The 16016-nt window shown below is 38.7% G+C and carries 8 protein-coding genes; all 8 read left to right on the top strand.

Features of this window, described 5'->3' with window-relative positions; translation table 11 throughout:
• Positions 1–120: 120 nt before the first annotated feature.
• On the top strand, positions 121–5787 hold the full coding sequence (gene pulA / locus HXT32_RS03930; RefSeq protein ID WP_422119077.1) for a type I pullulanase: 5667 nt from the start codon (positions 121–123) through the stop codon (positions 5785–5787).
• A gap of 669 nt (positions 5788–6456) precedes the next feature.
• Positions 6457–7083, top strand: coding sequence for a hypothetical protein (locus HXT32_RS03925; protein ID WP_004111317.1), 627 nt, complete (start codon positions 6457–6459; stop codon positions 7081–7083).
• A 143-nt stretch (positions 7084–7226) separates the two neighbouring features.
• A complete protein-coding gene (locus tag HXT32_RS03920) occupies positions 7227–7808 on the top strand; it encodes a tryptophan transporter (RefSeq protein ID WP_012914058.1) in 582 nt (193 codons plus the stop codon).
• Positions 7809–8010: 202 nt separating this feature from the next.
• Positions 8011–9894, top strand: a complete 1884-nt coding sequence (locus HXT32_RS03915) for an ABC transporter ATP-binding protein (RefSeq protein ID WP_004111320.1) — start codon at positions 8011–8013, stop codon at positions 9892–9894.
• A gap of 59 nt (positions 9895–9953) precedes the next feature.
• Positions 9954–10727: an energy-coupling factor transporter transmembrane component T family protein gene (locus HXT32_RS03910; protein ID WP_004111322.1), complete on the top strand. Its 774-nt coding sequence runs from the start codon at positions 9954–9956 to the stop codon at positions 10725–10727.
• Between the two features lie 54 nt (positions 10728–10781).
• Positions 10782–11867, top strand: a complete 1086-nt coding sequence (gene menA, locus HXT32_RS03905; RefSeq protein WP_033888750.1) for a 1,4-dihydroxy-2-naphthoate octaprenyltransferase — start codon at positions 10782–10784, stop codon at positions 11865–11867.
• Between the two features lie 232 nt (positions 11868–12099).
• Complete coding sequence (locus HXT32_RS03900; RefSeq protein ID WP_004111325.1) at positions 12100–12888, top strand: ANTAR domain-containing response regulator; 789 nt, start codon at positions 12100–12102, stop codon at positions 12886–12888.
• 79 nt (positions 12889–12967) lie between these two features.
• The gene (polA, locus tag HXT32_RS03895; protein ID WP_004111328.1) at positions 12968–16015 is read left to right on the top strand and encodes a DNA polymerase I; all 3048 of its coding nucleotides are present in this window, start codon (positions 12968–12970) and stop codon (positions 16013–16015) included.
• Position 16016: the final 1 nt, after the last annotated feature.

Below are 16016 nucleotides of genomic sequence, written 5' to 3'. Positions count from 1 at the left end.
TCATGGTTGTGCTAGCCATCGCTTGTGTATTAAAGCTATTAATGCATCCAAGGAAGAAGCGCGTTAATACCAATGGAGGAAAGGATACTGATGAGTCATCGTCGACACTTTGCATCGAAGATGGTTGCTGTTGTTGCGTCTGTTGCAATGCTTGTAACTGGTTTTGCTGTTACAATTAGCGCAAACGCTGCGACTAGCGGGGAGTCTGCCAATAGCAAAGAAACTTCTACTAATGTAACTCTTAAAGGTAAGGGAGTTATTGTTACTGCATTCCAGCAGAATTGGAAAAGTATTGCTAAGGAATGTGAGCAAACTTATGGTCCTGAAGGTGTGAAGTATGTGCAGGTGTCTCCGCCGCAGGATCATATTAAAGGTACAGCGTGGTGGACTTCTTACCAGCCTGTGAGCTACAAATTAAATTCTAAACTTGGCACTGAATCTGAGTTTAAGAATATGATTACTACTTGCAGGGCAAAGGGCGTTGGGATTATTGCTGATGCTGTGATTAATCACATGGCTGGCGTTGATAATAAGGATACTGTTGGCGTTGGTGGTAGTAAGTATGATGCTGCTTCGCAGACTTTTGAAGACGCTGGATACACTAAGGATGATTTCCATAAGAGCACTGAAAATATTAAAGATTACACGAATGCTGAAGAAGTTTGGACTCACAGACTTGTTGGTTTGCTTGATTTGGATACTTCTAAGCCGCATGTTCAGCAAGTTTTAGGTAAGTATTTTGCAGATTTGTTGAAGCTTGGTGTTGCTGGTTTCCGTGTTGATGCTGTAAAGCATATTTCGCCAGAAGATATGAGGGGCATTAAAGCTTCTGCTATAAGGCAATACAACGAAAGTGTTGAAGATAGCAAAAAGATTCATGACATCTGGTGGATGCAGGAAACTATTGGCAATCCTTCAGAAGCTCAACAAATTCAGCCAGCTGCGCATTTGAATGAAGGCGAAGTTAACGAGTTTGGCTACTCTTACCAGCTTATGCAAAGTTTCAAAGGCTCGCTGATGAAGGCAAGTAAGCCTTTGAACAAAGTTCAAGACGGAATGGTTAAGAGCGATAAAGCTGCTATTTTCGTTACGAATTGGGATACAGAGCGCGGTAACAGCGTGCTTACGTATAAGGACGGTCGTCGTTACGCTTTAGCAAACGCTTTCATGCTCGCGTGGCCATACGGCACTCCAAACGTGTATTCCGGATACAAGTTCGATAAGAATGATGATGGTGCTCCTGGTGCAACTGAAACGTCTGTTCCGGAAGTAACTTGTGGTGCTAATTCAAAGTGGCAGTGCACTCAGCGTTGGACTTCGATTCGTGGAATGATTGGATTCTACAATGCTGTTCAAGGTGCGAAAGTCACTGATTGGCAGGATGATGGCGATAACAACATTGCTTTTAGCCGTGAAGGCAAGGGCTTCTTAGCGATCAACAATTCGCTTGACGAAAAAGAAGTTTCTTATAAGACTGATTTGCCTGATGGTGAGTACTGCAATGTGTATGCTGCAGGAGACTGCTCTAAGACTGTTAAAGTTGAAAAAGGTGAAGTTAAGACCAAGATTGGCGCTCGCGAAGCAGTAGCATTGCACGTTGATGCAACAAAAGCTAATCATCCAAAAGGCTCTGCCGCTGATCCATCTGATCCTAAATATGGTGAAGAAAAGCCTGATGCAGGTATGCCAGAAGATCCTACAACGACCATTTACTTTAAGCCAGATGAAAAGTTTAACGGTAAAAAAGTATATGTTCACTACGGTATAGGCTCAAGCTGGACTCAAGCTCCTGGCGATGAGATGCAAAAGGCTTGCGATAGTTGGTATAAGAAGACAATTAGAACCAATGGCAAAGTTTATGAAGCAGTGTTTAACGATGGCAAAGGTTACTGGTATCACGAAGGAGATAATAATAACTTTAAGATTCCAGCTCACACTGATTCGTATGTAGCTCAAGATCACAAGGGTAGCGTTGGAGTAAATCCTTGCCCAGTAGCATATAATCCAAAGACTACTGTTCGTATCCACTACAAGCCAAAAGCTGGTGATACTCGCGATATTGGCGTTTATTTGTGGGGCAAAGACAAGGATGGTAAAGATTTACCTGGAGCTTGGCATAAATTTAATGGCACTGATAAATTCGGAAAAGTTTTTGAAACTACGGTTGATGGTTCTTTTGAAAACAAGTCACTTTCCTTTATTACTACTACAAAAGATTGGAATAAAGACGGTGGCGATCGTGCTATTGAAAACTGCGCAAGTGGTCTTGCTGAAGCTTGGGTAACAGGCGGATCGGATACTACGCAGTTTGCTGCTCCAGACAACCTTAAGAAGAAGCCAAAAGAGCTAAAGGTAACAGTTCATTATCGCAGGAATGCTGGCGATTATGAAGGCTGGAACATGTGGACTTGGAATGACGGAACCGGTGGTACTGCTCGTTACTTCACTTCGCATGACGATTATGGCAAAGTTGCAACCTTTACTGCTAAGAATGATGCTGGTATTGACAGTGTTGGCTTCAAAGTTAGAAAATCTACGCCAATTAACGCTTGGGATCAACAAGATCCTAGCAATCGCAGTATTCCAAACAATGCGATTAAGCTAGATGCAAATAATCCAAACAAGGGTAGTGCTGAAGTCTGGTTAATGCAAGATGACATGACAGTGTACTTAAACGCTACTATGCCACAACTTACAGCTCACGTGATGTCTGCTGATATTGCTGGCTTAAAGAAGTTAGTTGTAAAAGTGTCTGGTGACGTGTCTTCTGTAAAAGATTCTGACGTAACACTTTTGGATACTAGTGAAAATCCTAGCAAGAAAGTTGAAATTGCTTCTGCTAAAGCTAATGGTTCAGAGATTACTATCGAAACCAAGAATGACCTTAATATTAAGCATAAGTATGAGTTGAGTATTAAAGGATTAGCTACAGGTATTAAGCTTTCTGCTTCCTCAAAAACTGGTGCTAGCGTAATTCGTACCGATGAGTTCGATAAGAAATATGCGTACAATGGTGATGATTTAGGTGCTGTGTATTCTGCTTCTTCAACTACTTTCAAGCTTTGGGCTCCAACAGCAACTGAAGTAAAGCTGATTACTTATAAGTCGACTGCTGAAAAAGCTGAAAAAGACAAAGAAACAGCTATGAAAGCAGAAGATCGTGGCGTATGGTCTGTAAAGCTTGAAGGTGACAAAGCTAATACAGCTTACGCATATGAAGTTCATTTTGCTGATGGCACAGTGAATGTTTCTGCTGATCCTTATGCGAAAGCTGCAGTAGTAAACGGTGAGCGTTCTGTTGTATTAGCAGATAAAGACGCAGGCAGTGCTGGAAATCGTATGCCAAAGTTTACGAATCCAAGTGACGCAACAATTGCAGAAATGGATGTTCGTGACTTTTCGATCAATCCAAACTCTGGTATTAGCGATGCTCATCGTGGCAAGTATCTTGGCGTAGTAGAAGAAGGCACTAAGACTAAAGATAAGCAGAATGTTTCTGGCTTTGATTATTTGAAGTCGCTTGGTGTCACTCACGTACAAATCATGCCAATGTATGATTTTGGTTCTGTGAATGAAACTGGTGACTTGAGCTATGGAAAGCAAGGCGCTCAAAACTGGGGTTATGATCCGCAAAACTACAATGTTCCTGAAGGATCTTACTCTACAAATCCTGCCAATCCAACAACGCGAGTTCAGGAAGCTAAGCAAATGATTGCTGGCCTTCATAAGGCTGGTTTGCGCGTGATTATGGATGTTGTTTACAACCATGTTTACAACGCACAAAATCATTCGTTTAACAAGACAGTTCCTGGATACTACTTCCGCTATAAGGATGGTGCTCTGAATGGTAATTCTGGATGCGGTAACGATACTGCGTCTGAACGTCAAATGATGCGCAAGTATATTTTGGATTCTGTGAAGTATTGGGCTACGCATTACAACCTCGACGGCTTCCGATTTGATTTGATGGGCTTAATTGACCTGAAGACTATGCAAGAAGTGCGTGCTGAGCTTAATAAGATTGATCCTTCAATTATTGTGCTTGGTGAAGGCTGGGATATGAATGAACTGCTTCCTAAGAGCGAGTCTACTATTCAACCAAATGCTTATAAGATTCCAGGAGTAGCGTTCTTTAACGATTCATTCCGCGATTCTGTAAAAGGTTCTGTGTTTGCTGCTAAGGGTACTGGTTTTGTCAATGGCAATACAGATAAAGGTGTTAAGGCTTTGCTTGAGCATAATTTGCTTGGTTGCCAATTTGGCACGAGTAGTACTGTTAAGTGCTGGAATGGTAATGCTGAAACGCACTTTGCTGATGCAGGTCAAATTGTTCAGTATGTTGAAGCTCACGATAACTTGTCGTTGTACGATAAGCTAAAGGTCTCTGCTCCTAACGACACTGAAGACGTACGATTGAAGAGAGTAAAGCTTGCAAATTCAATGATTTTGCTTTCGCGCGGCATGCCGTTTATTCAGCTTGGTCAGGAATTCTTGCGAACTAAGAATGGTAACGATAATAGTTACAATGCTGGCGATAAAGACAATGCTCTTGATTGGAATCGTGCTGCTGACAAGTCTGATTCCGTGAACTATTTCAAGGGATTGTTGAAGCTACGCAAGAGCATTAAATCTCTTCGTGATTTTGATTATGCAACAATTAACAAGAACATGAAGATGATTGATGGCACTCCTGATGGTGTAATTGCTTACACACTTAACGATGCAGATAAGCAATATGTTGTAGTGTTCAATGCTAATAATGCTGAAACTCAAGTAAAGATTCCAGCAGGAAAGTATTCTGCACTTGTTGCTAATGGCAAAGTGAATGATACTGCTCAAGACGCAACTGTTGCTGATGATGGCACATACAAGATTGCTCCTGTTTCTACAGCAGTATTGCTTAGTAAAGATAAGGAATCTAAGCCAATTCCTCCGGATGCAAAGCCTGGTGATGAGCCTGGCAAACAGCCTGAGAATCCGTCTGAGCCTGGTGAAAAGCCTGGTGAAAAGCCAAAGCCTGGTGAGGATCCTAGTAAGAAGCCTGAGAAGCCAAAACCTGATCAGCCTGGCACAAAGCCAGCTCCAGCTCCAAAACCTGGTGAGCATCAGCAAGTTCCTGCTCCTGCTCCGAAGCCGACTCCGTCTGAGTCCAGTGAACAATCAAAGCCGTCTAAGCCTTCTGTTCCGTCGGAAAAGCCAGTTCCGTCGGAAAAAACAGAAAAGCCGGCTCCAGCTGATTCTGCTAAACCAGCTCCAGCTAAGCCAGCAGAATCTACTCCTGTACCTGTTGCTCCGAAAACAGTTCAGCAGCTTAATCCAGAATTAAAGGGAACTCTTAGCGTTGGTAACAATAACGTTGCAACTGCAGGTGTTGTTAACAGTGTGAGAATTAATGTTGTAAACAAAGAGTTCACCGAGCGTTTGCAGCGTGATGGAGTAGTTTATGCTTACGCGTATATCTATTCATCTCCACGCTTGCTTAAGGGTGCTGATGGTTCAAAGTTTGTGACTGTTCGCATGGTTAATGGCAAGCCTCAATTTGATGCTCAGTTCCCAGCTGGATATACCGGAAAGCATACGGTTGTTTTGGTTGACGAAAAAGGTAATCAAGTTGCTTGGACTGAAATAACAGTAGTAAATAATGCTGTTAAGAAGAATGTTCATGCGTTAAGTTCAACAGGCAGTAGTGTAGCGCAAATCGCATTTATTATTGCAATATTGTTGCCTGTTGCAGGTGCTTTCTTGATTAAAGTAAGGCGTTCTAAGCATCTGTCTTGCAATTATTAAAATCCAAAGTGCTTTTCGCATAATTTTGTGTTTTGTGATTAAGTACTGAGGTTTTAATAAAAAATGAGGGTAGTAGCAATTGCTAAGCTATTACCCTCATTTTTTATTTTTGCTTGCGTGTTGCGCTTATTTTTAGAAATTTTTTGCTTTGAATAATTTCGGGCGTTTTTTAAAATTATAGTAGCTGTTTTCCTTATGTAAGAATGGTTTATAGGAGATTTTTAAAAAGCAATGTTTTGCTTATATTTTTGAAAATATGATTATATTTTACGAATCAATATTTGCATTTGTACTTTTGCAGTGTTAGCATCATTTCCAACACAAATAAATATCGAATACTTCGGTTGAGGTTTGTGTGTGAGCCACAGTCAGCTAATGAGCTTAAGGAGGCAGTTATCATGCGTAACATGAACATGAATGCTGAATCTCACAATGCTCTTAACGCTGCTCGTATGTGGTGGTGGCAGTCTTCTCTTTGGTGTGAGTTTACTCTGAAGTTTTAGAAGCTGCGTATAAAAGCTTATAAAAGACCTCCGGGGTAAGCCCGGAGGTCTTTTTGTATATAAGCTTAAATTTTAAAAAATAACCAAATCACAAATCACAAATAACAACAAAATATTCGATAGCTTTGTATTCAAATAATATGAAGCTTAAACAAGGAGAGAAATCATGGCTCAAGAAATTAACGAAACCGTTAAGGAAGCTTACAACAATGGTGCAAACGCAACTACAGATGCTGCAGCTGCAATGATGCAAAATGTGAAAGTTAAGAATCACGCATTAGATATTACTTCACTGGTGTTAGTTGCAGTGCTTTTTGCTGCAGGATGCATTCTTGACTTTACTGTTGCAAAGTCTCTTTCTATTGGAAATATTCAGCCTGAGTTCGTTATTGCTTCATTCTGCTTGTCGATTTTGCTTGTTAGACCGAAGATTTACCAGGGTGCTATTATTGGTGCTTTGGCTGCAACGTTAATTCAATTTAATACTTCGATTCCGTTCCTTGAGTATGCTTGTGATATTCCAGCTGCAATCATTATGACTGCAATATTAATTGGTTATATTCGCGTGTTCCCAAAGGATGCAGCTCGTAAAGTAAGCGTATTCCCATTTATTGCTACTTTCATTACTACAGTAATTTCCGGTTGCATTTTTGCTCTTATTGCAGCTTTCTTTATTCTTCACTCTCCAAATATGGTAATGGTTATGTTGCCAATTATTTTGGGAACTGCAGTATTTAATGCAGTTGTTGTTGAAGTGCTTTACGCTCCAATTCGACTTGTTTTGCACAAGTAAAACAACATTGAAGAATAAGTAAATAAATTAACTTGAATAAACGCAAACAAATATAAACAAACATAAATGAATGTAAGTAAGCATAAATAAATATCAAAAGTCGATAATTAAAATTTGATTATCGCATTATGAAGGAGAAGATTATGAATCAGGAAATTAGCGAACATGCAGATAGCATGATTAATGCTGTAAGCATTAAAAAGCATGCTTTAGATATTACGTCTTTAGTGTTGGTTGCAGTTCTTTTTGCAGCAGGATGTATTCTTGACTTTACTGCTGCAAAAGCACTTTCAATTGGAAACATTAAACCAAACTTTTTAATCGCATCATTCTGTCTTGCAATCTTGCTTGTTCGTCCAAATGTTATTCAGGGCGCGATTATTGGTGCTTTGGCTGCAACTTTGATGCAATTTAACGCATCTATTCCTGGTCTTAATTATGTTTGCGATATTCCGGCAGCGATTGTTATGACTTTGATGATTATGGCTTATGTTCGCGTTTTCCCTAAGGATGCTGCTAGAAAGTTCAGTATTTTCCCACTTATAGCAACTTTTATAACTACAGTTGTTTCTGGTTTAATATTTGCTTCTACTGCATCTTTCTTTGTTCTTCATTCTCCTAAGACGATTTTTGTTATGCTTCCAATCATTTTTGGAACTGCTGTGTTTAATGCTGTTGTTGTTGAAGTGCTTTACACCCCAATTCGACTCGTTCTGCATAAGTAAGTGTTTGAATTTGTTTTGGATGATTTATTTTAGATGATATGTATTTTGGATAATATGTATTTGATGATTTTGTTGAATAGTTTGTGCTGGATAATATGCAGCAAGTCATATAATCATCAAAGAATATAATCGCAGAATAAATATAATCGTAAGATATCATTAGTAATTGTAATTGTTAGGTTTCTAAGAGTTAGGAATTATTGTGCCTTTGCTTGAGCTAAAAGATGTGTCTTTTAAGTATGTGAATCGGAATAAAGATGATTCTTTAGACTCTTCAGAGGCACAAGATTCCACTTTTGCACTAAAAGATGTAAGTCTTAGCGTAGAATCTGGCGAATTTGTGGGAATTATTGGTCCTTCTGGCTCTGGAAAAACAACTCTTGCTTCGCTTTTTTCTGGCGCGATTCCGCATCATTATTCTGGCGAACTTTTAGGAAGCGTTAAGATTGCGGGTCAAGACACTAACAATCTTGCTTTAACTAACATTGCTTGCTTGGTTGGATCTGTTATTCAAGATATTGATGCGCAAATGGTTGCCGCAAATGTTGAAGATGAGATTCTTTTTGGCTTAGAAAATTTTGGCGTTGCGCATAGCGAAATACCAAGTCGAATAGATGAAGCTTTGCAAATTGTTGGCATTAGTGATTTGCGTAACCGTGATTTAGACACTTTGTCTGGAGGTCAAAAGCAGAAGGTTGCAATTGCTGCTATTCTTGCGCTAAAGCCTAAAGTTATGGTGTTAGATGAGCCGACGTGCGCTTTAGATCCTGTTTCTTCTAAAATGATTTTTTCGATTCTTAAAGATTTGAATAAGAATTTTGGAATAACGGTTGTTGTAATTGAGCAAAAAGTTGCGCTTTTAAGCGAGTATTGCAAGCGTTTAGTTGTGCTTTCTAATGGCATTTTGTCGCTTGATTTGCCTGTTAGCCAAGCGTTGAAAAATATGGATTTGCTTTATTCTATTGGAATAAATTATCCGCGTACTACGCATTTGGTTAATGATTTACAGCGTGAGAATATTTGCTCTAAAAGCGATTTGCCTGTGTCTGTAGAAGATACAGTAAATACTATTATTAATACGATTAATAGTGAAAAATCTTTGACTTCACATGTTGATTCACATAGTGAATTTGATAATCGTGAATGCGATTCAAATAAATCGGCGCTTGCTTGCGACTTTTCACACGAATCGCAAGTCTCTACACAATCTTACGCACAAAATAAATCGAAAAACGATTCACCATGTCTTTCGCTTAAAAACGTCAGTTTTTTGTATCAAAGTGGCGTTAGTGCGCTAAAAAACGTGTCTTTTGAAGCTTACGCTGGAGAGCTCGTAACTCTTGTTGGTAGAAATGGTGCTGGCAAAACAACTATTACCAAAATTATTAATGGTTTATTAAAACCAACAGAAGGCAACGTAACAATTGATGGCGTTGACACTAAGTCTCTTCGTATTAGTCAAATAGCAAAATATGTATCTACCTTATTTCAAAATCCTGACCGACAATTATGCAAAGAAACGGTACTTGAAGAAGTTACTTTAAGCTGTATTTTGATTGGTCAGAATGAGGACGAAGCTAAAGCTCACGCAATGGAAATTATTGATGAGTTGGAGCTGGATTCTGAAGCTAGCCCGTTTATGCTCTCTCGTGGCCAGCGTCAAATGGTTGCTTTAGCTGCAACAGTTGTAACAAATCCTAAGATTCTTCTTCTTGACGAGCCAACTTGCGGTCTTGATTACAAGGAATGCATGAGAATTATGCAAGTTGTAGAGCGTTTAAGAAAAAACGGTTGTTGCGTGATTATGGTTTGTCACGATATGGAAGTTGTGCTTGATTATGCAACTCGACTTATAACAATTAATGATGGAAAGCTTATTATTGATGGTTCAGCGTACGATGTGTTTGAAAAACCGGAAGTGTGCTCTGCTGCAGCATTGTATCCACCATTATTGTGTTCCGTTTCTCAAGGCTTGGTTGCGCATGGATTTAATAAGTGCAATGGCTTGTATGTGCGCGAAGAATTAGTAGAAGCGTTGCGCGGCGAAAAAATCACAAAACAGACTGTACAGAATCAGCAGAATTAACAGAAGCAATAGCAAATAAAAGTAGCAAATAAAAGTAGAAGTAAAGGCGTCTGATATTTATGAAAACGAGATTATTAACTTACCAACCAGGTAACACTTTTCTTCATCGCACTAATCCTATTGCAAAACTAATTCTTGCTACGAGTGTTGTAATAAGCGTGTTTATTGCTAAACAGTATTCCGCGCTTATTGCGCTTGCAGCTATTATTTTTATTGGCATGGCTTTTACTCGTGTTGTTAAAACATTATCTGGTCTTATTAAAGCTATGTTAATAATTTCTTGCGTAATGTTTTTGCTGCAGACTGTTATTGCTCAAAGTGGCAACTATATTTTCTTGTGGTTCACATTGCACGGCATTGATATTGGTGCAAAAGCTGCTTTGAGATTGTTCTGCTTTGCTTTTCCTCTTGTTACCGTACTAACAGTAACTAAATTAAACGATCTTGCAAATGCTGTAGTCCAATATTTGCATATTCCATATTGTTACGCTTTTACTATAACTACTGCGGTTCGTTTTGTGCCTATTTTTGCGCAAGAAATGTCTCAAATCACAGAAGCTCAAATGGCTCGCGGAGTTGAATACGATAGTAAAAATCCATTTAAAAAATTAAAACTCATGATGCCTCTTATTGTGCCTCTTTTGGTTTCTTCAGTGCGTAAAGCAGATAGTTCTGCGCTAGCAGCGGAAGAGCGCGGCTTTTATTTGCGCACACGCAAGTCTTCGTATTACAAATACCCATTCGGATGGCGTGGATTCTTGTCTTTAGTTATTTCTGCACTTATTATTGCTTTACCAATATGCACTTCAATCTTTTTGCCAAATTTAGTATAAAATATTTGTGTAAATCATAAATAAATAAATCATAAATAATTTATGAGGCTTTTGATGAAAAGTGTAAAAATTTGGCTTAAGGGTGCAAGAATTTACACGCTTCCAATAGGCTTAGTTCCTGTTGTTATGGCGTTTGCGGTTTCATTTAGAATGATACGATTTTCGTATTTTGAAGAACCAGTTATGCATCTAGAGCAATGTTTTATACAATTTTTCTTGTGCTGCATGGTTGCTGCGTTTATACAAATCGCCGTCAATTATGCCAATGATTATTGTGACGGATTGAATGGCTTGGATGAGAATCGTAGTTTGCGTGCTTTAAGTAGCAATAATTCAAAACCTTTGTGCGATGTATCTTGGCGCCTTGCAAATGCTGGAATTTCCGCGAAATCTGTGCTTAAAGCCGTAATAATTTCTGCTTTTATTTCTTGTATTTTTGGTTTGATTATTGTTTTGCGAACTGGAATATATTGGTTTATTTTACTTGGAATTGCGTGCTTTGCTGCAGCATGGTTTTATGCAGGAGGTAAACATCCTTACGGTTATAAGGGTTGGGGAGAAGTAAGTGCGTTTGTATTTTTCGGCCCTGTTCCTTTTATTGGTTCGTTATGCGCAATTACATATGGAATTGGTATTCCAGAAACTAGCATATTTATCAATAACAGGCAAAGGATTTTGGCTTGTGTGCTAATATCTTGCATTCCTGGTGCTTATTCGGCTTGCTTAATGATGGTAAACAATCTTCGAGATATTAAAAGCGATAAAGAACATGGAAAAATAACTGCTATGGTTAAAATTGGCGAGCGCAATGGCAGACGTTTATGTGCTGCTATGAGCATTGTTTCTGCTGTTCTTTTGATTGCATATTCTGTTTTGATTATTGCGTTACCTTCAGCAGTGCCGTCAATATGGCGCTTTTATAGTGTTGAAATTTTCCTCAGTTTTAGTGCAATTGTATGCAATTCTTCGTGGCATTTATTTTTTGCTACTTTTCAGTGGATTTTATTGTTAGTTATTATTATTAAAGCCTATAAATTTACTAAATGTGTGCTTATGGGTGACTATAAGGATGCTTTTCCTATGTGCGTTGCTCAGGCAATACTTGGTGCGTTGGCTGTATTATTATCTGCGATTATATAAAATAAGCAAAATAGTGCTAATTGTATGTGCTTGTTCGCGCGTCTTGCAATTCTTATGATATTATTAATTGACACGAACATGGTGCGCATGCGGTATTTTAATGACTTGCAGATTGTGTTATGATGCGCAATTTTCGCTAGTGTTTGTGAGTGTGCCGTTGCGCGAACGCCATGTTAAAGATGCATGGCGATGTTGCCCTGTGAATGTGTGGCAATGAAGTGAGGTTTTGGATATGCCAGGTATGGATGAAAATGAAGGGACAGAGCCAGCAATGCCTGAGGTACTTACTGATGATGAGCTGCGCAAAGCTGCAGATGATGAAGCTGTTCAGCGAGAAGCTAAAGAAAAAAAGGCCAATCATATTCGTACTGTAGTAGTTGCAGAAGATGAATCAGTTAATCGTATGGATTTAGTTGCAATGCTTGAAGATAACGGATATCAAGTTATAGGTCAGGCTGCTAACGGTCAAGAAGCTATTGAGTTGACTCGTGAAAATCATCCAGATGTTGTATGCATGGATGTTAAGATGCCTGTTATGGATGGCATTACTGCCGCTGCAACAATCTGTGATGAGAATATTGCTCCTGTAGTAATGCTCACTGCTTTTTCACAGTCAGATTTAGTAAAACAAGCAACTGGTGCTGGAGCGATGGCGTACGTTACTAAGCCATATGAAGAATCTAAACTTCTTCCTGCTTTGGAAGTTGCTATGGGTCGCTTTAGTGAAATCAACGATTTATTAGATAGTGTTGAGCGTGCAGAAAACAAGTTACACGATGCTGAAGATCAGTTGAAGAAAACAGAAGAAAAGTTGAAGAAAGCTGAAGATACTTTAGAAGAACGTAAGCTTGTAGACCGTGCTAAAGGTCTTCTTATGGATAAGGCTGGATTCTCTGAGCAGGGTGCTTTCCGCTGGATTCAAAAAACTTCTATGGATCAGCGTATCCCTAAGAAGCGTCTTGCAATGGCTATTATTGCAAAGTATAGCGATGATAAAGTAGAATCTTCATCTGAAAATTAGTAGGGTTATATTTATTCATTTTTATATAAGTGCATAGTTATTTATTAGTAATTTACGGAACGTGGGTGAGTAGTCAACAGTGAATACCGACATCGTTGAAGAACATTCTTCGGAACTTAAGAATGAGAAAGGAACGTTGTTGGTTGTCGATGGCCATTCTCTTGCGTTCCGTGCTTTTTTTGCAATATCTGCAGATAATTTTTCTACTCGCTCTGGGCAAGCAACAAATTCCATTTGGGGATTTATTACTATGCTTTCACAGGTTGTAAAAAAAGAGAAGCCTGACCGCTTAGCTATTGCTTTTGACGTTAAAGGTGGAACTTTTAGAAATACTATGCTGCCTCAATATAAAGGTACTCGTGATGCTGCTCCACAGGAGCTTCTTTCGCAGCTTCCTATCATTCAACAGATGCTTAAAGCTCTTGGTGTCACTTATATTGAGAAACCCGGTTATGAAGGTGATGATGTTATTGGCACTCTTGCAGTAATGGGTTCGAATGCCGGTTATAGAACTTTAGTACTTTCTGGCGATCGTGATGCATTCCAACTTATAGATGACAATATTACTGTTTTATATCCAGGACAGCATTTTAAAGACTTAAAAAAAATGGATAAGAATGCTGTTTATGAAAAATATCATGTTACGCCTAAGCAATATCCTGATCTAGCAGCGTTAAGAGGAGAAACTGCAGATAATATTCCAGGAGTTCCAGGTGTTGGAGATGGGTACGCTGCTAAATGGATTAATCAATTCGGCAGCCTAGAAAATATTATTGAACATTCGAATGAGATTAGCGGTAAAAAGGGAGAAGCTTTAAGAGAAAATATTGATCAAGTTCGTTTAAACCGTAAAGTTAATGCTTTAGTTTGCGATTTGGATCTAGGCGTAACTGTAGATGATTTGTGCTTTGGTGATGTTGATGCTGTAAAATTAGGAATCTTGCTGTCTCAACTTGAATTTGGCGAATTAAAAAAGAGAAAGATTCTCAAAACTTTTAGCAACGGTATGCAACAATCTATCGAAAATAATATGCGTATAATGTTTTCGTCTACGTATGAAGGTGACGCTAATAACGATAAGCTAGCTCAAAGTGCTCAATCAAATATTGACGCAGAAAATTTTCAAGAAATGCTAGCAGGCATTGACTTACATCATGTTAAAACTGTAGAGGACTTTATTGATTGGGAGAATTCAGTTTCTTCTTTGCTTTATACAAAAATAAAGAAAGATTCAAAAAATACTGAAGATACTTTTGAAGAATTAAATTCCGAAAAAATTATAAATAATTCTCGTAAATGTGCCGAACCTATACTGAAAAATCAAGAAGTTGTAATATACGCTCATGAGTGCAATAAGAATTCAAAACATCATTTTGAGTTGATTGCAGATTGTTTAATAATTCTTATTGCTAATAAAGCTGCAATATTATATACGACTGATTTGCAATCGTCAGATCAAGCTTTGCTTGAGATGTTACGAAAGTTCTTGCAAAAAAATTCCTCAATAACAGTATTGCATGATTATAAAAAGCATTTGGGATTGCTAAAATCGCTAAAATTATTCGATTCGAATAATTCATTTGGCACTCCACTTCTTGATACTCGATTGGCATCATATTTATTGGAGCCTGATTTTCGAGCTGAAACGTTAGAAAATATGGCTGAACATTATTTAGATATTCAGTCAGATGAAGATAATTTGGGTGAAAATGAAGCTAAGCAGGGTGAGCTTGATCTTCTTATTGACGATGGAATGCCAGCTAGTGAAGAAGAAACTAATGAAAAGCAAACTCAAGCGTGTGAAGCTAAATTCTTAAGAACTACGCTTCTTATTCGTCTTTTGGCTCTTCATTTTGCTTCAACACTTGATGATAGAAAACAAACTGGTTTGATGACTGATTTGGAAATGCCTATTTCGCGAGTTTTGCGTGGCATGGAAGACGTCGGTGCTGCAGTTGATATGCAACGTTTAAGTAGTATGCTTAAGCAATTTTCTGCAGATGCTGAGTTTGCGCAAAATATGGCTTGGAAAGTTGCAGGTAGTTCTGTTAATTTACAAAGCCCTAAGCAGTTGCAACAAATACTTTTTGAGCATTTTGGTCTTAAACCTACTCGTCGCACAAAGAATGGCTCGTACACGACTAATGCCGAAGCTTTGCAAGCTATGTACGTTAAACTCGATCCCGAAGAACCTGCAAGTCAATTCTTGGGTGCTTTACTTAAACATCGCGAAACTAATAAATTGAAACAGATTGTGCAAAGTTTAATTGATGCAGCTCATTATGACGATAGGCGCATCCATACAACTTTTGAGCAGACTATTGCAGCAACTGGTCGTTTAAGTTCTGCTGATCCTAATCTTCAAAATATTCCTAATAGGAATGCTGCTGGTCGTGAAATTCGTGCTGCTTTTATTCCAGGAGAAGAATTTGAATATTTAATGAGTTGTGATTATTCACAAGTTGAGCTTCGTATTATGGCCCATGCATCTCATGATAAAACTCTTATTGAAGCATTCCGTTCCGGCGTAGATTTTCATAAATATGTTGCTAGCTTAGTTTATAAGATTCCTGTTGAACAAGTAAGTCCGGATCAACGTTCTCACGTAAAAGCTATGAGCTATGGATTGGCATATGGATTGAGTACTTATGGGCTGGCAAAACAGCTTTCTATTAGTCCGGCTGAAGCTGAAATGTTAAAAAATAAGTATTTTGATACTTTTGGCAATGTTCATGACTATTTGGAATCTCTTGTGTCGAAGGCAAAAGAACTTGGGTACACAGAAACTATGTTTGGTCGACGTAGGTATTTCCCGCAACTTTCTTCCAATAATCGTGCATCTCGTGAAGCTGCTGAGCGCGGAGCTCTTAATGCTCCAATACAAGGTACTGCCGCAGATATTATGAAACTTGCTATGCTTCGTGTTGATTTGGGATTGCGTGAAGCAAAAGTGCGCAGCCGCGTAATATTGCAAATACATGATGAATTGATTCTGGAAATTTCACATGGTGAGCAAGCGCAGGTAGAAAATATTGTGCGTAAAGCTATGGAAAATGCTGTGCATTTAGACGTTCCTCTTAATGTTTCTACTGGAGTTGGTGTAGATTGGCAACTAGCAGCGCATTAGC

This window comes from Gardnerella sp. DNF00747, assembly GCF_049262675.1.
In the GTDB taxonomy this organism is placed as follows: domain Bacteria; phylum Actinomycetota; class Actinomycetes; order Actinomycetales; family Bifidobacteriaceae; genus Bifidobacterium; species Bifidobacterium swidsinskii.
Note: the sequence above shows the minus strand (reverse complement) of the source record. Positions and strands in the feature narration are given on the sequence as shown.